Annotated in this window: 21 protein-coding genes; 7 read left to right on the top strand and 14 right to left on the bottom strand. The window is 68.6% G+C overall.

Annotated elements, in window-relative coordinates; all coding sequences use genetic code 11:
- The 3 genes from VFU06_04035 to VFU06_04025 all read left to right on the top strand — a co-directional run.
- Positions 1-1005 (top strand): hypothetical protein (locus tag VFU06_04035; GenBank protein HEU5208561.1); only part of this gene is annotated, 1005 nt, incomplete at its 5' end.
- Positions 1002-1166: a hypothetical protein gene (locus VFU06_04030; GenBank protein ID HEU5208560.1), complete on the top strand. Its 165-nt coding sequence runs from the start codon at positions 1002-1004 to the stop codon at positions 1164-1166. The genes VFU06_04035 and VFU06_04030, both read left to right, overlap by 4 nt.
- Positions 1163-2716, top strand: a complete 1554-nt coding sequence (locus tag VFU06_04025) for an amino acid permease (protein HEU5208559.1) — start codon at positions 1163-1165, stop codon at positions 2714-2716. Before VFU06_04030 ends, VFU06_04025 begins: the two co-directional genes overlap by 4 nt.
- Before the next feature lie 31 nt (positions 2717-2747).
- Here the strand turns inward: VFU06_04025 and VFU06_04020 are convergent, their stop codons facing one another.
- The 11 genes from VFU06_04020 to VFU06_03970 all read right to left on the bottom strand — a co-directional run bounded on the left by VFU06_04020 (position 2748) and on the right by VFU06_03970 (position 11637).
- Positions 2748-3407, bottom strand: a complete 660-nt coding sequence (locus tag VFU06_04020; protein ID HEU5208558.1) for a hypothetical protein — start codon at positions 3405-3407, stop codon at positions 2748-2750.
- A gap of 241 nt (positions 3408-3648) precedes the next feature.
- Complete coding sequence (locus VFU06_04015) at positions 3649-5766, bottom strand: ATP-binding protein (GenBank protein HEU5208557.1); 2118 nt, start codon at positions 5764-5766, stop codon at positions 3649-3651.
- Positions 5766-6086 carry a gas vesicle structural protein GvpA gene (gene gvpA, locus VFU06_04010; GenBank protein HEU5208556.1) on the bottom strand — a complete coding sequence of 107 codons (321 nt, stop codon included), beginning with the start codon at positions 6084-6086 and terminating at the stop codon, positions 5766-5768. The genes VFU06_04015 and gvpA overlap by 1 nt, the downstream gene beginning before the upstream one ends.
- 31 nt (positions 6087-6117) lie before the next feature.
- A complete protein-coding gene (locus VFU06_04005; GenBank protein HEU5208555.1) occupies positions 6118-6432 on the bottom strand; it encodes a gas vesicle protein in 315 nt (104 codons plus the stop codon).
- A 10-nt stretch (positions 6433-6442) separates the two neighbouring features.
- The gene (locus VFU06_04000; GenBank protein HEU5208554.1) at positions 6443-6781 is read right to left on the bottom strand and encodes a gas vesicle protein K; all 339 of its coding nucleotides are present in this window, start codon (positions 6779-6781) and stop codon (positions 6443-6445) included.
- Positions 6778-7455, bottom strand: a complete 678-nt coding sequence (locus VFU06_03995; GenBank protein ID HEU5208553.1) for a GvpL/GvpF family gas vesicle protein — start codon at positions 7453-7455, stop codon at positions 6778-6780. Before VFU06_03995 ends, VFU06_04000 begins: the two co-directional genes overlap by 4 nt.
- On the bottom strand, positions 7456-7668 hold the full coding sequence (locus tag VFU06_03990; GenBank protein ID HEU5208552.1) for a gas vesicle protein: 213 nt from the start codon (positions 7666-7668) through the stop codon (positions 7456-7458).
- The gene (locus VFU06_03985) at positions 7661-8491 is read right to left on the bottom strand and encodes a GvpL/GvpF family gas vesicle protein (GenBank protein HEU5208551.1); all 831 of its coding nucleotides are present in this window, start codon (positions 8489-8491) and stop codon (positions 7661-7663) included. The genes VFU06_03990 and VFU06_03985 overlap by 8 nt, the downstream gene beginning before the upstream one ends.
- Positions 8488-10380, bottom strand: a complete 1893-nt coding sequence (locus VFU06_03980; GenBank protein ID HEU5208550.1) for an ArsA-related P-loop ATPase — start codon at positions 10378-10380, stop codon at positions 8488-8490. The genes VFU06_03985 and VFU06_03980 overlap by 4 nt, the downstream gene beginning before the upstream one ends.
- Before the next feature lie 3 nt (positions 10381-10383).
- Entirely contained in the window at positions 10384-10818 is a 435-nt protein-coding gene (locus VFU06_03975; protein ID HEU5208549.1) for a gas vesicle protein GvpG, read from the bottom strand.
- A gap of 9 nt (positions 10819-10827) precedes the next feature.
- Complete coding sequence (locus VFU06_03970; GenBank protein ID HEU5208548.1) at positions 10828-11637, bottom strand: GvpL/GvpF family gas vesicle protein; 810 nt, start codon at positions 11635-11637, stop codon at positions 10828-10830.
- A 226-nt stretch (positions 11638-11863) separates the two neighbouring features.
- On the opposite strand from VFU06_03970, the gene VFU06_03965 reads away from it, so the two are divergent.
- The 4 genes from VFU06_03965 to VFU06_03950 are packed head-to-tail and all read left to right on the top strand — an operon-like array spanning position 11864 to position 16466.
- A complete protein-coding gene (locus VFU06_03965; protein ID HEU5208547.1) occupies positions 11864-12451 on the top strand; it encodes a hypothetical protein in 588 nt (195 codons plus the stop codon).
- 4 nt (positions 12452-12455) lie between these two features.
- A complete protein-coding gene (locus VFU06_03960; GenBank protein HEU5208546.1) occupies positions 12456-13946 on the top strand; it encodes a HAMP domain-containing sensor histidine kinase in 1491 nt (496 codons plus the stop codon).
- On the top strand, positions 13939-14853 hold the full coding sequence (locus tag VFU06_03955) for an NAD(P)/FAD-dependent oxidoreductase (GenBank protein ID HEU5208545.1): 915 nt from the start codon (positions 13939-13941) through the stop codon (positions 14851-14853). The genes VFU06_03960 and VFU06_03955 overlap by 8 nt, the downstream gene beginning before the upstream one ends.
- An 8-nt stretch (positions 14854-14861) precedes the next feature.
- Positions 14862-16466 carry a capsule assembly Wzi family protein gene (locus VFU06_03950; GenBank protein HEU5208544.1) on the top strand — a complete coding sequence of 535 codons (1605 nt, stop codon included), beginning with the start codon at positions 14862-14864 and terminating at the stop codon, positions 16464-16466.
- 12 nt (positions 16467-16478) lie between these two features.
- On the opposite strand, the gene VFU06_03945 is transcribed toward VFU06_03950, so the two are convergent.
- The 3 genes from VFU06_03945 to VFU06_03935 all read right to left on the bottom strand — a co-directional run bounded on the left by VFU06_03945 (position 16479) and on the right by VFU06_03935 (position 19987).
- Positions 16479-17183, bottom strand: coding sequence for a lytic transglycosylase domain-containing protein (locus VFU06_03945; protein HEU5208543.1), 705 nt, complete (start codon positions 17181-17183; stop codon positions 16479-16481).
- Between the two features lie 300 nt (positions 17184-17483).
- A complete protein-coding gene (locus tag VFU06_03940; protein ID HEU5208542.1) occupies positions 17484-18869 on the bottom strand; it encodes an acyl-CoA reductase in 1386 nt (461 codons plus the stop codon).
- Positions 18866-19987, bottom strand: coding sequence for a hypothetical protein (locus VFU06_03935; protein HEU5208541.1), 1122 nt, complete (start codon positions 19985-19987; stop codon positions 18866-18868). Before VFU06_03935 ends, VFU06_03940 begins: the two co-directional genes overlap by 4 nt.
- Positions 19988-19989 lie beyond the last annotated feature (2 nt).

Below are 19989 nucleotides of genomic sequence, written 5' to 3'. Positions count from 1 at the left end.
GTCGTCGTACTGACGCTGCCGCCGGGGCCCGACGGCGCCAGCGTCTCCGACGGCCTGCAGTTCATCTACAACCCGGACCTGTCACGCATCGGTGATCCGAGCGTGTGGCTCGCATCCGCCGGCCAGATCTTCTTCACGCTGTCCGTCGGCATGGGCAGCCTGCAGGCGTATGCGTCGTACCTCTCCACGAAAGACGACATCGCACTGAACGGCATCGCGACAGCGGCCACGAACGAGACCGCCGAGGTCGTGCTGGGGGGCAGCATCGCCATTCCAGCGGCGGTGGTGTTCTTCGGGGTCACCGGTGCCATGGCGATCGCGCAATCCGGATCGTTCAACCTGGGCTTCGCGACGATGCCGGTCGTTTTTCAGCAGCTGCCTGCCGGCAATGTCCTGGGCGCGATGTGGTTCGGCCTGCTGTTCTTCGCGGGCATCACCTCATCCGTCGCGATGCTGACGCCTGTGCTGGCGTTCTTCCGCGAGGAGTTCGGCCTCAGGCGTGAGCCCGTTGCCTACACCCTGGGCGCGATCGCCTTTCTGTTCGGGCTGATGCATATCGGCTGGCTCGAGCACGGTGTACTCGACGAGTGGGACTACTGGGCGGGCACGTTCGGCCTCGTCGTCCTGGCCATGCTGGAGACCATCGTTTTCGTCTGGATCTTCAAGCCGGAGAATGCCTGGCGCTCCATCCACCAGGGCGCGGACATCCGCATCCCGCGCGTGTTCAAGTTCATCATGACGTTCATCACACCGCTCTACCTGCTCTTCATCCTGAGCTGGTGGGGCTGGCAGGACGCGCTGCCGATCCTGCGAATGGAGCGCGTTGCGCCCGGCAGCGAGCTGTACGTGCTGATCTCCCGGCTCGCCATCGTGCTGTTCGCGGTGGTGTTCGTCGTGCTGGTCCGCGTCGCCTGGAAGCGCAACGGTTACGATGATCGCAAGGGTTTCGTGGAGGTCGAGGCACGGGACGACCAGGTCACGCCGGCTCCGGAGGTGAGCGCATGACGACCGGCGCAATCATCTTCATGGCAATGAGCTGGGTGCTGGTGCTGGGGCTGACTGCCTGGTCGTTCGGCAAGATCCTGCGACACCGGCGACATCACGATCCCGACGGCATCGGGCCGGAACGGCCACCGGAGCCGCCGCTCCGGGACGGCGCGAGGTGAGCAGCGCGCTCTTCCGCCGCAAGCCGATCAGTGAGCAGCAGGACGGGGTCGATCTCACCGGCGGCCCCGTCCTGCGGCGTACGCTCGGAGTCTGGCAGCTCACGGCGCTCGGCATTGGCGCCATCATCGGCGCTGGCATCTTCTCCGGCGCAGGCACCGCCGTGGCCGGTGGGCCACACCATCCGGGCGCGGGCCCCGCACTGGTCCTGTCGTACGTGCTGGTCGCGATTGCGTGCGGCTTTGCCGCGCTCTGCTACGCCGAGTTCGCGGCGCTCATCCCGCGCGCGGGCAGCGCGTATACCTACGCGTACGCCACGCTTGGCGAGCTCGTCGCCTGGATCATCGGCTGGGACCTGATCATCGAGTATGCGGTCGGTAACATTGCGGTCGCCGTGTCCTGGTCCGCGTACTTCCAGACGCTGCTGCGCGGATTCGGACTGGCGCTGCCGGAATGGCTCGCCACCGATGCGCGTACCGCGCTCCAGGCCCACACTGCCCTGGTTGCCGATCCAACGATCACGGCCGCATCCCTGCTCGACGCTGCCCGTGCGTACACGGAGGCGCCGCAGCTCCTGGGCATTCACGTGATCTTCAACCTGCCCGCTGTGCTCATCACGGCGCTGATCACATGGGTGCTGGTGATCGGCATCCGCGAAAGTGCACGCGCAAACACGGTCATGGTTGTGCTCAAGCTCGCGATCCTGGCCTTCTTCGTCGCGGTCGGCGCGTTCTGGGTGCAGCCTGAGTACTGGACCCCGTTCGCCCCCAACGGCTGGCAGGGCATTGCCGCCGGCGCTGCACTGATCTTCTTCGCCTACATCGGGTTCGATGCGGTGTCGACCGCTGCCGAGGAAGCGACCGACCCGCAGCGCGACATGCCACGTGCAATGATCGCGTCGCTGCTGGTCACGTCGGTGATCTACGTGGTGGTCACGCTCGTCATGACGGGACTGGTCCCGTGGGAGCTGCACGGGACCGCGGATCCCCTGGCAAGTGCGTTCGTGAATCGGGGCTTCGAATGGGCAGGCGCGATCATTTCGCTCGGCGCCGTGATCTCCATGGCTTCCGTGCTGCTCGTGTTCCAGCTCGGACAGCCCCGCATCTTCTTCTCGATGGCACGCGACGGGCTGCTGCCGCAGTGGGCGGCGCGACTGCATCCCCGCTACCGCACGCCACACGTGACCACGATCCTGACAGGGGTCTTCGTGGCCGTATTCGCCGCATTCGCCAACATCAACGAAGTCATCGAGCTGACGAACATCGGCACGCTCTTCGCCTTCGTGCTCGTCGCGATCGGCGTGATGGTGCTGCGCCTGCGGGAGCCGGAGCGCCACCGCCCGTTCCGCACACCGTTCGTCTGGGTGGTCGCGCCGGGTGCCGTGATCGCCTGCGGCTATCTCATGATTCAGCTGCCCGCGATCACCTGGATCCGGTTCGGCCTCTGGCTGGGGCTGGGGCTGGTCGTCTACTGGTTGTACGGGTATCGCAACAGCAGACTGCGCGGGAGAAGCGAAGCGGTCGACGCTGTCGGCGTCCGACACGGAATATGACTGCACGCGCCGAGCGCGCGCCAGGACGGCGCTAGTCCATCACGTCTGGCGGATGCTGGTCGTCGCGCCCGTGCGCGTCCAGCTCGCGCGGGCCCATGAGCGCCGCCTGCAGCACCTGCGCCCACACCTGCTCCTGCTCCGCCGCGCTCGGCATGCGCCGCAGGCTCGTTTCCGACATGTCGGAGATGACCCGCTCCGCTTCCTTCACGGCACCCAGCCGGCCGAGCAGCTCTGCGATGATGCGACGCAGGTCCGGGTCCAGCGTCGCCTGCGCCATCAGCGACAATTGCCGCGCCGCGCGCTGCTCCTCCCCGGCACGCAGTGCGGCACGCACGTACTCCTCGATCTCGCGGCGCGCGTTCGCATGCACGCCGCGTCCGAGCGCGATCCACGCGAGCGTCGCACGCGTACGCACCGCACGCGGCGCAATGCGCAGCACACGCCGACACACTGCGGCAGCCGCGTCGTAACGGCTTCCCGACAGGTACGTGTCGATCGCCCGGCCGTAGTACTCGAGCGCACGCTGGCGCTGACCACCGCTCAGGGCGAGATCGCCAGCCTGTGCGAACGGCGCACCGTCGCCCGGCCCGGCAGCAGCAGCCGCGTCGTCCAGCGCCTGCAGCTGCTGCTCCATGGCCTGGCCGCTGTCACCGCCACGGCTATCCTGCTCTTCCAGAGATTTTCCGCTCAACCGTCGCGTTCCGGATACCGGTCCGATCGTGTGCAGCAGCGCTGCACCAGCGGCCTGCGAAGATCCAGCAGCGCCAGAGCCCCTGCCGCGGCCACATCATAGCCCTGTCGGCGTTGACCGGCCATGCGGGTGTGGGGCCAGATCGCGGCAATTTGCCTGTTACGGATTGCCATGCATGGAGAGCACTGTCGAAATCCGGCGCTGCGGAGCTACCGGACTGTCTGCAGACGCGATGCGCGTGTCAGGCCGGCTCCTGCGACGCCTCGACGTCATCGGGCCTGGGCGCGGTGCACGGCAGCTCGATGACGAACTTCGTGCCGCTGCCGTAGGTGCTTTCGACGGCGATGGAGCCGCCCAGGAGCGTGAGCAGCTTGCGCGTGATCGAGAGACCCAAGCCGGTGCCGCCGTACTCGCGCGTGTGCGACTGGTCGATCTGGCGGAAATCCTCGAAGATCGCCTCCAGGTCCTCCGGCTTGATGCCGACGCCGGTGTCTTCCACCGTGATCCGCACGATGCCGCCTACGTGTGCGACCGTCAGTGCCACGTGTCCCTCGTGCGTGAACTTGATCGCATTCGAGATCAGGTTCAGCAGCACCTGCTTGAGCTTGGTGCGATCGGTGTCCAGCACGGGGAGGTCCGGTGCGACGCTGGTGCGGAACTCCAGCTCCTTGGCACGAACCATGGGCTCGATCGTTTCCCCGAGCTCGTCGATCACTTCGGGCAGCAGCACCTGCTCCAGGTGCAGCGGCATCTTGCCCGCCTCGATCTTGGACAGGTCAAGGATGTCGTTGATCAGCTCGAGCAGGTGCTGGCTCGTGTTGTAGACCTTTGCGAGCGCCTCGTCCTGCTGGTCGGTCAGCACACCGTAGATGCGCTCACGCATGAGCGACGTGTAGCCGAGAATCACGTTGATCGGCGTGCGCAGCTCGTGACTCATGTTCGCGAGGAACTCGCTCTTGAGCCGCGACGCCTTCTCCAGCTCACGACTCTGCCATTCGAGCCGTCGGTTGCGCTCCTCGAGCTCTGCGGTCGCCTGGCGGATGCGGTCCTCGAGTCCCTCGTTGAGCTGCCCCAGCTCGTTCGCGAGCCGCTCGTTCTCCTCCGCGTACGTCAGGTCATGGATCACGCTGACGATCGCTGTCGGCTCACCGCGCGCGTTGATGATCTTGTTGGACGCGATCTCGGCCGGGAACTCGCGCTCCCGGTCCGGATCCACGAGCGTGATCCGCTCGACCTGCCGCACTTCCGGACTGAGCAGGAAGTTGCTGATCATCGTGGTCACGCGCGTGTCGTTCGACTGGATCAGCTGTCGCTTGGAGCCGAAGGTCAGCGGGTCCGCGACGAAGAGGCGGTCCGCCTCCGCGTTCATGAGCACGATGTTGGAGTGCTCGTCGGTGACCAGGATCGGATCGCTGACGTTCTCGAGAATGGCGTTCAGCCGGTCACGCTCCAGCCGTGACCTGTGCTCGGCGACGCGGGAGCGGCGGTACTGCACCTCCAGCTCATTGACGGCCCGCTTCAGGTCCGTGATGTCCCGCAGCACGCTCATCAGGGCGCCTTCGCCCAGCACGCCGATCGGCATGGTCAGCACCTCGAAGAGCAGGTCGCTGCCCTCGTGGGTGTCCACCAGGTTCAGCTCGCGGCCACCGGGCGCGGACATGCCACCGGCCATCGCCGTCTGCGTCAGAAACGACGAGAACAGCAGGTTGTTGACCTCGACCGCGCGGCGGCGACCGTCGCTGTCGTCCGCGGACGACGTGAGCAACGCTTCTGCCCGGGCGTTGGTCAACACCACGGCCCCGTTCCCGTTCGTCATCACGACGGGATCGGAGATCGCGTTCAGCATGTCTGTCAGGATGTCGATCTGTCGGCTCAGCCGGCCCGCTCGTCCGGCGGACGACGCAGACTCGATGATGCGATCGACGAGCGGCCCGCAGCGCCGCAGCAGATCGGCCGTGGCGTGGATGCGCGGGGTGAGCTCCGTGGCCTCGAGGAAGACGACGCCGCGCAGGCTGTCGAGCCCCCGGAGCGGGAGTGCGACGGCAGGAAAATCGAGAACGCCGACCCCCGGCGCGTGAACCGGGCGAGCATCCTGGAGGGACTCGAACAGGTCGAGCACCGCCGAGCCCGGCTCCAGCGCCTGCTCCACCGTGTCGGCGGCCTGTGCCGGGCTGACCCCGGGGCCGAGCAGCTCGAGACCTTCATGGGTCCGGTACAACAGCAGGGCGTGCCCGATGCCGGACTCTGCGGATGCACGAGCCAGCAGCAGCGAGCACGCCTCATCGGCAGACGCTACTCGTGCAAGCTGCTCGAGCAGTCCGGCGACGAGTGCATCCGAAGCGCGCACTGCATCTGTCACTAGCTCAGCTCATCGAGCCTGCGCTTCAGTTCAGCGTTCTCGGCCATGACACGGTCCATCTCCCGCTGCGGTGCATAGCCGCCGGCGGTGTAGCCGGTGCCCGAGAGCATCGGACGGGATGCCGAGCTGGTCGCCGCGATGGCATCGGCGAAGCGCAGGTATGTTTCGACCGACGCGACCACGATGCGCGCTTCCACGCTGACCAGGTCGATGCCGACCAGCGAGACGCGAACATAGGCGTCGATGACGATGCCCTTGTCGAGGACCCGGTCCAGAACATCGATCAGACTCGAGCCTGCCGGGGCTCTTTCAACGGCCATTTCGTTTCTCCGGAGACAGGTACGGTCGCGTTTACTTCTCGGTCTTCGATTCGATCCGGTCCAGCTTCGCCTGCAGTGCATCGAGGCGTTCGGCCAGCAGCTGCACCTGGCCGGCGCCGACTTCCCGTTCGGCGTAGTGTGGATCCGTGCGCCACCAGTTCATGCCGATCTCCTCCGCCTTGTCGATGGAACAGACCAGCAGTCGGATCTGGATCGTCAGGAGCTCGACATTCGCCAGGTTGATCTTGATGTCCCCCGCGACGACGAGACCCTTGTCCAGGATCCGGTCGAGAATATCGACCAGCCCCTGTGAACGATGCGGACCCAGCTCGTACGAACTCGCCACGTGACCCCTTTCAGAGAAGTCTGCCCAGCGGCCCGAGATCGATGTTCAGCTCCTCGCCCTCGAGGCCGAACGCAATTTTGATCTCTTCGAGGCGCTCCTGCAACCGCAGCAGCGCGAGCCCGAGCCGCTCGATCTCCTCGTCGCTCAGCCCGCCGCCCTCCATGCGGCGCACCGCCTGGTGCTCCAGCACCTGGCGCACGACCTCGATCAGCGTGAGCACCAGCTTCGCAAGCCCCGCTTCCACGTCCTCGGGGTTCGCATCGATCCGCTCCGGCAATGCGGGTGCAAGCTCCCGCAGGTCGGCGGCGATCAGCTCCAGCTCTTCAGCAGCGTCGCGGTGTCCACTCATGTCGCGAAGGACCACGGAGGCCAGGGCCCGCTCGTCAGGAAATGCAGACCGGGGTGCGCTGCTGTTGCCCGGTCCAGGGCGCTCCGGTATCGGCCGGCGCTGTCGCGGTCAACCAGGAATGCGACAGTCGCGAGTCCGTGTGTCGTGTCGAGTGCGTCCACGCGTGTGCGTACCACGTATCCTGCAAGTGCCGCTTCGATCTCCGCCGCCACTGCACGCCCGCGCGCGAACCGCTGCTCGCGTGCCGCGCGGCGCGCGGCGACCGCCTCGAGGTACGCGCGCCCGCTCCCGGCGGGCTCTGCACGCACATCCCGGGCCGGGCCGTCGACGGCCGGATCGAGGATGCGCACGGTGAACTCGGCCCTGCCGGCCAGAGCCAGCAGCTGTTCCCTCCATTCTGCCGCCCGCGCCGCTGCTCGCGTGCGCACCGCATCCTCGTCGGGGAGCCACTGCCCGAACCGGAGCGGTACCGGGGTCACGCTCTGCATCGCGGCTTCCACCACCGCGTGATGCCGCTGTGCCGACTCGATGGACGCGCGCGCGGGCGCGTCCATGTCGGACACCCAGACGGCCAGCCCATCGACGAGCACTGCCGCTACCGGAACGTCGTCCAGGCCCGTCACCTCGTGCGGCAGGTGCTCGGCGGGCGTCACGCAGTACAGGTGCAGGCCCACCTACTCGTAGGGATCCGCCGTGAGCCGGCGGCCCTTCTCCCGCGCCGTCTCCACGGACGTCAGCACCACCTGCAGTCCCAGGTAGACCAGGTCGATGCCCGCCACGCTGATCATCACGTCGCCACTGATCACCGCGCCTCGGTCGAGCACGTGGCTCACGATCTCCGTGAGACTCAACTGCTCGTGAACCGGGACGTTGCTCCGCTCACTCATCCGCACCATCCACGACGTGCGCCGGGGCGTCGCCGGCATCGGGTGGCGCCCCCATGAACCGGTATGCCGCCCAGGGCCCCGAGAACGACAGCTCGAAGCCGAGCGGCCGCAGCTCGTCACGCTCGGTATCCAGCGTCGCGATGATCTGCGCCTCATCCGGGCGCGGCACCAGCAGCGCCGCGCTCAGCACCACCGGCAGCTCCGCGCCGGTCCTCGGCAGCTCGAGCCGAACCGCCGCGTGTGCCTGCGCCTGCAGCCGCTCGAAGAGCTGTGACGCGACGCGGTGTGCCGCACCCGCGACTTCCGTCTTCAGCAGCTCGCTGCGCTTGCGCGCGAGCAGGAAGCGGCGTCCCGGTGCTGCAGCGGCGATCTCCTGGTCGAGATCGCGCACGGCGTCCGAAACAGCTGCCGCGTTCTGCGCCAGCACGTCCGCCCGATAGGCGAGCTTGACGTCCCACTCGCGCAGCCCGCGAAAGCGCTCCAGCGTCGCCGCAATCTCCGCGGCGCGCTGCTCGGCATCGCTGCGCAGTGCGTCGACCGAGCTGAACAGCGTGAAGAGTGGGGCCGGCACGATCTCGCCATGGTCGACGGCCCATGCAACCACGCGCTCGTGCGCGAGCCCGCGCGCCGCGACCCAGTCGAGATCCTCCAGCCTGCTCTCGAGCAGGTTTGCCGAGTATGTCTCGGCCGGCAGGTGACTCACCAGCGCGAGCACGCCCGCCGCGGCGATGCCCTGGACCGGCCGCTCATCCACACCGGCCGGCAGATCGGCAGTGCCGGTATCGCCAGGCACGAAACCGTACAGGTAGACGATGTCGCTCACACCAGGACCCAGGAGTCGAAGAATCTGCGCAGCGCATCCACACCGGCGGGCGGCGTCCGCCATTCGGGAGCAAGCAGCGTCCGGCCGCTCACCGCCGGAGACCGACTCCGCGCCCGGTTCACGATCACGCCCGCCTCCCGGATCCCTGCCGACTGCAGCGCAGCACGCAGCCGCCCTGTTTCCGCCTGCACCATCGGCTCGTCCAGCGTGACGACGAAAACGGCCGCGTCCTTCGGATCGGTCAGCACGCCGCGCAGTGTTTTCAGGCGTTTCGCGAAGGCTAGCACGCGTGCGGAAAGAGCGTCAAGCGATCCCGCGACACCCGCGCGCAGCAGAATGCGCATCAGTGTGTGCGTCCAGTCCAGCGCAAGCTCCGGCATCTCGAGCAGCCGCAGGAAATGCCCGGTCGGCGCAGTGTCGAGCACGAGCGTTTCCTCGCGCTCCATGGATTCGAGAATGTGCTCCAGCGATACGATCTCGTCGATGCCCGGCGGCGCGAAGTCGAGCAGCGAATCGAGCACCCTGCGGTCGATCGCTGCCGCGCTGTCCAGTCCGAGGCTCTCGAACACGCGCTCCACTTCACCACGGTACTCCGCTGCCCACTCCGCGAACACCGATTCCGCCGCCACCTGCTGAACGCGCAGCGTGGGCCCCAGCGTCACAGCATCCGCGCCGAGAGACCGCTCGAACAGATCGCCGAGCGACCCGGCCGGATCCGTGCTGAAGAGGGACACGGCCCGGTCGTCCGCCAGTCCCACCGCGACGGCCGCGGCGCACGTCGACTTGCCGACACCTCCCTTGCCCGCGAGCCAGATCACACGCCAGCGCGTGGCGCGGATCCAGCCCGCGCCGCTCCCTGCGGCGTGCATTCGATCAGGGCCGGCAGTGTCATGTCCTGTGGCGGCCACCCCCGGGCCCGGCGCTCCGGAGCGCGCGGGCGGCGCAGGCGCGTCTGGCTCTGCTGCGCGCGCGGGCGACGGTGGCGACGCCTGACCGGCCGCTCCACCGTCACCATGCTGGACCATTGCGGCCGCGAACCCGCGCAGCCCCGCACAGCCGGTCGCATCCCGGAGCGGAGGCACGTACCGCTCCAGCCCCGCTTCACCCAGCGGGTGCACGTCGGCGCCGACCCCGACGAACGCCGTCACCTGACAGCCACGCTGGCGCAGCCGCAGCGCCAGCCGTCTCGTTTCCGCGCGCACCACGTCGCCGGCCCGGTGCACGACCACGAACGCCGCCGACATCAGGACTCCCTCCAGGACGAGCAGCTCGTTCTCGATCTCGTCGAGTGCGCGCTCCTCCCGCAGCCGGACGGGGGTGTGCAGCAGGGCCGATGCGACGATGTCCGCCCTGTCCGCCATCGCACGCAGTGCAGCGACCCAGGCCCCGAGCGATCTGCCCGCGTCGAGCAGGCGGAGCGTGTGCCCTGTCGGCGCCGTGTCCACGACGATGCGCTCCACCACGCCGCGCTCCCGGGCCTTTGCAAGCTGCGCGATCCGGAGCGCCCCCATTGTCTCGTCGATGCCCGGCACGCTGCGGGCAAGCAACCCGTCGACGTCCGCCTCGTCCAGGTACGTGCCTCGCTCCATGATCTCGGCGATCGACCGCCGCCTCGGCGCCAGCCACGCCTCACCCCAGCCGCGGGCATCGAACGCTTCCAGCGTCAGCCGATCGGAACAGGGGGATGGCGCCGGGCGCCCCGGCTCGAGGGGCGCGTGGAACAGGTCGCCCAGGGACTCGGCAGGGTCGGTCGTGATGAGGTGGGTCAGCTGCCCCGCGTCGGCAGCGGCGAGGGCGATGGCGCCCGCAGTGGTGGTCTTGCCGACGCCGCCCTTGCCCACGACGAAGATGCACGGGTGTGCAGCCGTCGCCGACAGCAGCGACTCCAAGGTCTACTCCCAGTCCAGATTCAGATCGATGTCGACGCCGCCGCGCGGGTCCGCCACCTGGGGGCCGTCTTCGCCCGGCTCTCCGCCGGCCGCGGTCGCGCCGGTGCCGGGGTCCGTCCGGACGTCGCCCGCCGCGCCCTCTTCCGCGGGGTCGCGCTGGACACGGACGGGGCCGCCGGACACGCCCATCCCCAGCCGTTCGCGCCAGTCCCGGATCTCGCGCAGCCGCTGCATCAGGACGGCCTCGCGGGCGACGTACTCGTCGTCGTCGATGTCGCCCAACTCGAGCTGGAGCTGGAGCTCGAGCAGCTCCGCCTTGACGGCGGAGTCGTCGGTCAGCTCCTCGCGTACCACCCCCTCGACCTGGTTGAGCGCGAACTCCGTCAGGAACCTGGGTCCCGTGTAGGGCCAGAACAGGAGGTGCTTGAGGAGCCCCATGGGCGCCGATCAGGCATCCGCGCGTTCGAGGCGCAGCTTGATGTTGACGAAGTTGTACGGCGGCCAGGGGCCCGTGTACTTGAAGGAGAGCTGGTCCTCGTACTTGCTGCTGAGCGCCTTCACGGCCTCATCGAACTCCTGCTCGCGCGAGCGCTCGACCAGGTAGGCCGCGTTCATGATCATCCGGTCGCCGATCGGCTTGTTGGACCGGCTCGCGACCGCCACCGGCTTCAGCGACTCGTGGATGTCCACCACGTAGCCGTTCGCGCTGTTCTCCAGTGCGCCCTCGATCAGGCGACCGAGCTGCATCCTGGCGAAGTAGGTGGAGCTCTGGGCGTTTCCGGTGATCTCGTCCTTGAGCCGGCGGATCTCCTCGTCGCTCTCCTCCAGCCGGGAGATTACCTTGTCCCGGTCCCAGAGCACCTTCAGGCCGAACTCGATCTTGTCGTTCATCTTCTCGAGCACGTCGTCGAACGCACGGTACGTCGACTTCAGCAGCTCGATGATGTCGTCGCGCGTGCGGAAGATCGTGCCGAACGACATCGGGATGACCGTATGCTCGCGCATGACCGTCTCATTGACGAGCTCGTGCGCGAGGACGTTCTCCCGGGTCGGATCGTAGATGCGGATCGGTGTGTCGCTGACGATCGCGGCCAGGTCGCGGTGGTGCACGGTATAGACGCGATTCCCGCCTTCACCGATCCCGATCGGGCCGAAATCGCGCTCTTCCGCGGACTTGATGATACAATAGACGTACTTGCCCTCGTCATTGGAGGAAGGGGCAGCGTAGTCCTGGCTCTGTTCAGCCTGGTTTTCCATGGCTCACGGCGCGCGCGGCGCGACAAGGGCCCGCGCGTGGGTAGCTCGATGTGACGAACGTTGACCGATTGCGGTCTGGCGGATTGACAGCCGCAAGCTATTTGTACCTGTCGGTTATGCAAGTTGCGGGCACAGCATGCGCATCGATGCTGGTGCCCGGCCCGCGGATTGCATCCGCGCGAACCAAACGCTGGAGGCGGCTGCGGCTGTCGGTGGAGGAGCTAACATGAAGCCATCGCGATGGATTGCGGCGGCTGTACTCATCGGATCCGGCGCGTGTGCTTCCATGCGCTCCGCCCTGCCGGGCAGAACTCCCGAGGATGAGGTACGGTCAGCGCTTGCACTGGCGGAGGCGGGCGATTACGCCCCCGCCATGGCCGTGCTGGACTCGGTCTATACCGCACACTGGAACACCGACGCCGGCGTGCACGCGCTGCTCGGCCTGGCCGCGCTCACGCTCGACCCGCGCAATCCGGATCGGTCGCTGTGGCAGAGCTCGGACTACTCGGCCCGCCTGATCGGGCTGCCGAATGCGCCCGGGTACCTGCTGCCGGCCGCGCGCACGATGTATCTCGTCTCCATCGAGCTGGGGGCACTCGAGGAGCAGCGCCAGGCCGCGGAAGCGGCGCGTGACACGGCGGAAGCCATCGTCGCGCGGACCCTGCCGCGCTACTCGGGGCAGACAGTGCCCGCCCAGCTGTCCGCGCTCGCGCGCGAGCGCGATCAGCTCATGCAGCGCATCGCCGGGCTGGAACAGGCGCTTGCCGACACCACGGCGGAGCTGGAACGCGTTCGTCGCACACTGAAGCCATAGGCGAATGAGCCTCCGAACACGGCTGCTGCTGACCCTCGCCGGCATTGCCGTGCTGCTGACGTTGCCCGCTGTCTACGGCATCACGCAGCACCGGCGGCTCGAAGAGATCGTGGTGATCACGCGCGATCGGCACGCGAGCGCGAGCCTCGCGCTCGGTCAGCTGCAGGCCAGCCTGGCCGAGCTCGACCGCGCCGAGCGCTCCTACATCGCGACCTTCGATCCCGACGCGCGCGCACAGATCGACAGCGCGTCCGCCGCTGCCGCCACGCTTCTCGACAGCCTCGCGGTGTCGGGCTATGCCGAGGCGACCGAGCAGGTGCCGCTCGATTCCATCCGGAGCGAGACCGCCCGCATCCTCGCCCTGATCGACGCCGACAGCGCGCAGATGGCGACCGCCCGCTTCGAGCGGGTGAAGCCGCTCTTCGTCACTGCCGCCGCGGCGCTGGACGGCATCTCGGGGGAGATCTATGCCCGCAGTGCCGCGGACCTCGACCGGGCCCGCGACATCAGCGAGGCGGCCTCGGCCACCACGCTGCTGGCGCTGCTGGTCGCGCTGGTGTTCACGATCCTGCTTGGCGGCTGGCTGACCCGGACGGTGTTCACGCCGATGCACCGCCTGGGTGAGGCGCTGACCAGGGTGGCCGATGGGGCCCACCCGGCGCCGCCGGACCTCCCCTACAATCGACCGGACGAGATCGGCGACCTCGCCCGCTCCTTCCTCTGGATGAGCCAGCGGCTGCAGGAGCTCGACCGCATGAAGGCCGAGTTCATGAGCATCGCGACGCACGAGCTGAAGACCCCGATCAACGTGATCTCCGGGTATGCGGAGCTGCTCGACGAACGGCTGCTCGGCGAGATCACCGACAAGCAGGAAGTGGCCGTGGCGTCGATTCGCGAGCAGACGCGGGCACTGGCCCAGCTGGTCAACGAGCTGCTCGACGTCAGCCGACTGGAGGCGGGCGGGCTGCGCCTGGAGATCCAGTCGGTGCCGCTCCGCGAGATGATCGAGAGCGTGCAGCGGGCCTTCGACGTCCTGTGCCGTCAGAAGGGCATCGAGTTCGACGTGGACGTCGGGATCAACGTCCCGGAATCCATCCCGGCGGATGCGACCCGGTTGCGTGACCAGGTGCTCGGCAACCTGATGTCGAACGCGATCAAGTTCACGCCTGAAGGCGGCAGCATCCAGCTCAGCGTGCGTCGCGCGCCGGACAACTTCGTCGTCATCGAGGTGTCGGACACCGGCAGCGGCATTCCCGACGACCAGCGGCCACACATCTTCGACAAGTATTACCAGGTCGGAGAAGCCGCGCGAAGCACCGGCGCCGGCCTCGGACTCGCGATTGCCAACGACGTCGTCGAGGCGCACGGCGGGCGCATCGAGGTGGAGAGCGAGGTCGGCAAGGGCGCACTGTTCCGGGTCTGGCTGCCCGCGCGCGCCGAGCAGATCCCCGCGACGGCCACGGCGGGCCACGGCGCATCCGGAGTGAATGGCTGACGCCGCCACGTGGGACGCCGTCGTCGTGGGCGGCGGCATGGCAGGCCTGTCCGCCGCCCTCTGGCTCGCCCGCTACCGCCGCCGCGTCCTTGTCTACGACAGTGCCGAGCCGCGCAACGAGGAGGCGTGGGCCGTGCACGGCTACCCGGGGCTCGTCGACCCCACGCCCACCGAGCTCCGGCGCCGACTCTACGAGCAGGCGATCGGTGCCGGCGCGACCCGGGTCTCGCAGAAGGTTACGCGCGTCAGCGGCGCGCGCGACGCCTTTCACGTCCAGACGGAGAACGGCGACCGCTGCGAGGCGCGCCGGATCGTTCTCGCCTACGGGCTCATCGATGAGCTGCCCGCCGTGCCCGGGCTGGACGCCTATTACGGCACCTCCGTCTTTCACTGCCCTGACTGCGATGGCCCCTCCGTGAGCGGCTGCCGCGTGGGCGTGATCGGCGCGCAGCGCGCGGCCGCAAACCTCGCACTCTACCTGCAGACCTGGGCGGACGAGGTGATGCTGCTGACGAACGGCACACGGCCGGACCTGACCGACAGTGCGCTCAGCGTGCTGACAACCGAGCACGTGCAACTGCGCACGGAACGCCTGACCATGGTGCACGGCACGGGCCCCCGGGTCTCGCACGTCGACACGGACGGCGGCGAACCGATCATGCTCGACGCGATCTTCTTCGATGTCGGGACCCGCCCCCGCAGCGACATCGCCGACCAGCTCGCATGCGCATACGACGACCACGGCTACCTCCAGGTCGACCGCGGCCAGGAAACGACCGTTCGGGGCGTGCACGCTGCCGGTGACATCACGGGGCATCCTCACCTCGCGGTCACGGCCGCCGCCGACGGCGTGCGCGCCGCGCTCAGCATTCATCGCAGTCTCCTGCCCGACTCCAGGCGCGTGTGACGGCAGCCATGGGCAGTCTTCCGTCGAGTGCCGCCGCATCCGCACGGATCGCCGCCGCGGTCGTCATCACCGCGCTCATGGCCGTGCCCGCCGCCGCACAGGAGAGCGCACCGGCTCAGCCCGAGCTCCAGCAGCCCGAGCTCCAGCAGCCCGCGCTCCAGCAGCCCGCGCCGTACCTGCCCCACTCCCACTGGGCCGTCGGCGCACTGCGGAGACTCACGGCCGCCGGCCTCGGACTGCCGGGCCACGACGTCGGTCGGCGGACACCCCGGCTCGTCGAGGTCGCCGAGGTCTTCCAGCGCGCCGCTGACCATGCCGAGGACCCGGCGCTGCGCGAGCTCGCATCCAGCTGGCTGCGGCTGCTGCAGGACGAGTACGGCACGACACCGCTCACCTTGGCCGGCGAACGTGCCGGCACGGGGCAGTCACCATTCATCGTTCCTGGCGCAACGGCCGCCGCCGCCCACGCGGAGGGGCTCGTCGGCACCGGCATCGGCTACGACGAGCCGCCGATCGCATGGAGCGGCACCAGCCCACTGGATGACGACACCTGGGCGGGTGCGGGCGTGCGCGCCCACGGCGCGCTGGCGCGCTTCGGCTTCGAGGCACAGGTGGTGACGCGCTCCGACGACGTCGAAGTACCGGCCGCCTACGCCGTCGTCGCGGCCGGACCGGTCACCCTGTGGGGCGGGCGGCGCACACTCGGCTTCGGCGCACCCGAGAGCGGGGCGATCACCCTGGCGGATGGGCACACCTTCGATGGCGGCGGTATTCACCTGTCCCGGCCCATCACTCTGCCCTGGATCTTCCGCCATCTCGGCCCATTCGACGCCGAACTGTTCCTGAGCCGCGCCGAGAACGGCGACTCCACCGGCGTCAGCGATCCGTGGCTCGGCGCGATGCGCATCTCCATTGCACCGCACGAGCGGCTCAGCATGGGCGCCACGCGCGCCGTCATGTTCGGTGGCGACAACGCCGCTCCCGTGACGGCATCTCGACTCTGGCAGATGGTGCTCGGCGACCCGTCCGTCGATGGTGAAGGCGAGTGGAGCAACGAGGTGTTCGGCTGGAACGTGAGCTGGCGTCCGCCCCTCGGCGCGCTGCCGCTCGCGCTCTACTTCGAGCACGGCTTCGACGACGCATCCGGCGCGTACTGGCGCGCACCCGCGATCATCGCCGGCGTGCGACTGCCGTTCGTGCCGGGGCTGCCGGCGCTCGGCATCGGAGCGGAGTACGTCTACTTCTCCGGGGCGAGCGACAAGAACCCCATCTGGTACCGCAACTACGCCCTGAGCGGCGGCTGGACGCACCGGCGTCGCGCCCTCGGGCATCCCATCGGGGGACACGGCCAGGGTGCCTACGGCCACGCATCCCTGGACCTCCTCGATGCCCGACTGCGCCTGCGCGCTGCGACCTGGCTTTTCGACCGGGGTCCGGAAAACCTCTACGCGCCCGAGCACGAGGGCCTCGCCGCGGGCTCAGCGCTGGACGTCGCATGGCGGCTCGCCGACCGGCTGGAAATGAGCGCCGGCGCCGCCCATGAGGACGGCGCCGGCTGGCAGGAAACCACGGCCCGGCTTCAGCTCCGCTATACCTTCGGCGTGCTGCGCTGAGCTTGCGCTGAGCTACGGAGCCGCCGCTCGACCTGCACCGCGCCACGCCATGATGCTCGCCCGACCCGCACGCGCAAATACGTGGTTCGGGTACGTGTGGCAGTTCGGCGTGTTCGTGCCGCGCACACACCCGTTGTAGCGCAGCAGGGCCCGCTCCACGTTGCCCTTTTCCGAGCTCAGGTACGAGGCAAAGATCTTCGCGCCGTGACAGATGTTCGACTCCACGTCCTCCAGTGAGTCGCCACACCCCCACTGACCACGATGCAGCGGCATCACCTGCATCAGGCCACGCGCACCGACGAAGCTTTCCGCCGTCGGGTTCAGCCACGGGTTCTCGACCAGCAGCACCGCAAGCAGCAGACGCGGCTCGATACCCGTCCTGCGACCCTCTCGCACCAGCGAAACGGCAATGCGCCGCACCAGCTCGGGCTCGTTCCGGTACTGCAGCAGCACCCGCTCGATCGGGGCAACGTCCCGCTCGTACGAACGCTCCACTCGGTCGTAGGCCGCACCGACATCCGCGACCCGCTCCTTCAGAATCGTCACGGCCGGCACGTCGGCCCTGATCGTGTCGGCGCCCAGCCAGCCGGCGAACACCAGCACGATCGCGCCCAGCAGCAGCATGCCGAACACCGGTCGGACTCGCCGCGGCCCACGCGCCTGCTCCGGCCGGTGCGGCCTCAGAACATCCAGCACCAGCTTCGCCAGGTATCGCATCTCACTCCACATCCGGGACCTCCTTCAGCTCCGGACCCGCCGCCGCCCGGGGAACGCACGACGCGGATCGCCGGGTGACTCGGGATGGCAAGCGCTGTACCTGCACGGGCCAGAAACTGTGGATAACCCCGCAACTGGTGTTGAAAGTGCAGCTTGGGAGGAGCGAAAAATTTGTCAAGTCCGAAAAGTTTTTGCGCCCTCGACGCAACACTGCCGGCCAGGGCCGCAACATGCCCTGCTCGTGTGACAGTCCTGTCCTCACGGCAGGCCAAAGACGATAAATTACGGTCCGACAGTTGGTTACGGAGCTTCGACGGCGACCAGCCGCACGAGCTCGCAGAGCGGGCCGCGGCCATCATGGTGGCCGGCAGGATCGGGCCATGCCATGTGCGCAAAAGACGTGATCCGGGTGAAGCCGGATTGTGCAATACGGCACAGCAGCGCGTCGTCACCGCCGGCAACGGCAGCCGACTGCAGCAGCGCGCGGTGGGGGGCGAGCACTGCCAGTGCGTCGTCAATGGCGGGGACGGCGTACAGGTGAATCGTACGCTGCAGGCAGGACGGCTCGAAGCCGGTGGCCTGGTGGAGGACCAGGGTGAACGGGGCGTCGGGTGGCGACAGCAGCTCGGTCGTTCCGCCTGCAAAGGCTGCGAACTCCGCGCGTGTGCGTGTCTCACGAACTGCTGCGGCCTCATCGGCCGTGAGAGCGCCGCGGGGCAGGTCTGCTTCCAGCTCGGCCAGGGCCTCGACGACCAGCCTGCCGAACCGCACGGCGTCGGCAATCGACGACTCGACGTACACGGCGTGCGGGGAGACGCAGCCCTGCTGATCGAAGGTTGCCACGGCTCGTGCGACATCGCGGGCGACGCGGTCGGCGGGGATGCCGTCGGCGAACGCGTCTCGCGCGATGAAGCCGACGGAGAGGCGTGGGCCGTGGTCGAGGATGGGCACGTGCGCCGGGGCGCGCCGGCGGATGTCCCCGAGAGCCTGGGCACCGCCGTACACGACGATCGCGTCCGCCTCCCGGAACGCGACGTCCTCGATCGCCTGGTCACCACCGCTCCAGTACGTGACTGCCAGCGCGTCCCCGATGGTGCTGTCCTGCTGGGCGAGCGCCTGCGCGAACAGGGCGGGCAGCAGCGGCTCGCCCTCCGCTGTTTTGCCGAGGCTGGCGGCTCGCACGAGCAGGGCACGCACGAGCGAGGTCACCGCGACGCCGGGGATGTTTCCTGCGAAGACGTGCAGCAGCAACGGATGCGGCATGGCGATCACCCGCCGGCCGCGCCGCTCGACCGGCCGGTCGAGGATGTCGATTCCGTCCAGCTCGGCCTCCAGGAGCCGCTCCAGGGCCGGGCGCCTCCAGTCCGCGGCCATGCCGTCCAGGATGTGCTCGATCATGGCGGGGGAGTAGCCGGTCAGCGGAGGCAGTGCGGCGTCGGCAGCAGTGCGAAGCGGATCGCCGCGATCGAGCAGCCGGTGGGCGACCCGGTCGATTGCATCGACGATGGAGTCGACGCTGCGCTCTCGCAGGCGGGCCTGTGCCTCGCGCAGTCGCGCTGCGACTTGCTGCACGTCCCCGGGTTGGAGATGCGGGATCAGCAGGCGCGCGCCGCCTGCCGGCCGCTCATCCCACTTCGCGACATCCGCGTCGGCGAATCCCGGCAGGTGATACGCCCGGATGATCATCTGTCGTGCCGGTTCGCGCTGAGCAGGTCGTCCAGTGCGATCGAGCAGCCGCGCGGCATTGCACCCTGTGCACGGCCCAGCACGACGACCCCGTCCTCCACCTCGCGCCCGAGGTCCTCTGTCAGGATTGCGAGGACGCTGTCGACGTTTGCCAGGTCGTAGTGCGCGAGAATCCCGACATCGCCGGGCGGCAGCGGTTCGAGCGTGTCGGGATCGAGCACGCGCGCACGCAGCCAGGGGGGACCCTGCTTCCGACGTGGTCGCCCTGTCTCGCCGCGCACTGCGTCCCGCAGCGTGGCGTCGTAGTACTGTGAGCACAGCTCGGTCATGCCGTACTCGTTGATGCAGTATGCGGACTCGATTCCCAGGTACTCGCCGTACAGCCTGTGCAGCTCTTCGGCGGGCACGTCCCTGCTGCGCCCCTTGTAGCCGCCCGTGTCCATCAGCCGGGAGCCTGCCGGCAGATGGAAGCGATCGCCCTTGCCGGCCAGCTCGTCCAGCAGATGCACGAAGGAAAACGACGTCCCCAGCAACGCGACCGGGCGATCCCGCTCCGACGCCGCCTCGAGCCATGCTGCTGCAGCGGGATAGTCGATCCCCGTCGCGGCATCGACCGCGTACGTGCTGTGTTCTCCCCCGAGCCGCCGGATCACCACGTCGATCATGTATGCGAGGGAGGAGTCGGGCATCTGCGGCCGCGGGGGGATCAGCGCCAGCATGTCGGGGCGCGCGCCGTCAGGCAGCAGGTATGCCGTGAAGGTTGGCACCAGCGATGCCTGATAAATCGACGGATCGATCAGGTAATGCGTCCCCCGGCGTTCAGCGCCTGCCGTGGTACCGCTCGTTCGGAACACGACGCGTGCGTCGCGCGCGTCACCCGCCACCAGCGGCACCTCACGGAAGGCGGCGACCGGGACGGGCGGGATCGCTGTCCAGTGCGAGACATCCGCAGGCGTGCGGCCGCGCCGCTCGCAGTATGCGCGGTAGGGCGCGTTGTGCTCGAACTGGTGGCGGAAGATGCGGAGTGCGAGTGCGTCGAATTCCTGCTCGACGGGTGCTGCGTCAGCCGGTGCGCGCAGCGCGGCGCGCACCGTGGCGTGCAGGTCTGCGGTCGGCATCC

It is taken from the genome of Longimicrobiales bacterium (genome assembly GCA_035764935.1).
Taxonomy (GTDB): domain Bacteria; phylum Gemmatimonadota; class Gemmatimonadetes; order Longimicrobiales; family RSA9; genus DASTYK01.
The sequence above is the reverse complement of the archived record's forward strand: the minus strand, read 5'-3'. Positions and strand labels throughout refer to the sequence as shown.

Excerpts from the sequence above, each read along its gene's own strand:
- VFU06_04030 (HEU5208560.1), top strand. The coding sequence starts at position 1,002 with ATGACGACCGGCGCAATCATCTTCATGGCAATGAGCTGGGTGCTGGTG.
- gvpA (HEU5208556.1), bottom strand. The coding sequence starts at position 6,086 with ATGGCCGTTGAAAGAGCCCCGGCAGGCTCGAGTCTGATCGATGTTCTG.
- VFU06_04000 (HEU5208554.1), bottom strand. The coding sequence starts at position 6,781 with ATGAGTGGACACCGCGACGCTGCTGAAGAGCTGGAGCTGATCGCCGCC.
- VFU06_03990 (HEU5208552.1), bottom strand. The coding sequence starts at position 7,668 with ATGAGTGAGCGGAGCAACGTCCCGGTTCACGAGCAGTTGAGTCTCACG.
- VFU06_03975 (HEU5208549.1), bottom strand. The coding sequence starts at position 10,818 with ATGGGGCTCCTCAAGCACCTCCTGTTCTGGCCCTACACGGGACCCAGG.
- VFU06_03970 (HEU5208548.1), bottom strand. The coding sequence starts at position 11,637 with ATGGAAAACCAGGCTGAACAGAGCCAGGACTACGCTGCCCCTTCCTCC.
- VFU06_03965 (HEU5208547.1), top strand. The coding sequence starts at position 11,864 with ATGAAGCCATCGCGATGGATTGCGGCGGCTGTACTCATCGGATCCGGC.
- VFU06_03960 (HEU5208546.1), top strand. The coding sequence starts at position 12,456 with ATGAGCCTCCGAACACGGCTGCTGCTGACCCTCGCCGGCATTGCCGTG.
- VFU06_03955 (HEU5208545.1), top strand. The coding sequence starts at position 13,939 with ATGGCTGACGCCGCCACGTGGGACGCCGTCGTCGTGGGCGGCGGCATG.
- VFU06_03950 (HEU5208544.1), top strand. The coding sequence starts at position 14,862 with ATGGGCAGTCTTCCGTCGAGTGCCGCCGCATCCGCACGGATCGCCGCC.
- VFU06_03945 (HEU5208543.1), bottom strand. The coding sequence starts at position 17,183 with ATGCGATACCTGGCGAAGCTGGTGCTGGATGTTCTGAGGCCGCACCGG.
- VFU06_03940 (HEU5208542.1), bottom strand. The coding sequence starts at position 18,869 with ATGATCATCCGGGCGTATCACCTGCCGGGATTCGCCGACGCGGATGTC.
- VFU06_03935 (HEU5208541.1), bottom strand. The coding sequence starts at position 19,987 with ATGCCGACCGCAGACCTGCACGCCACGGTGCGCGCCGCGCTGCGCGCA.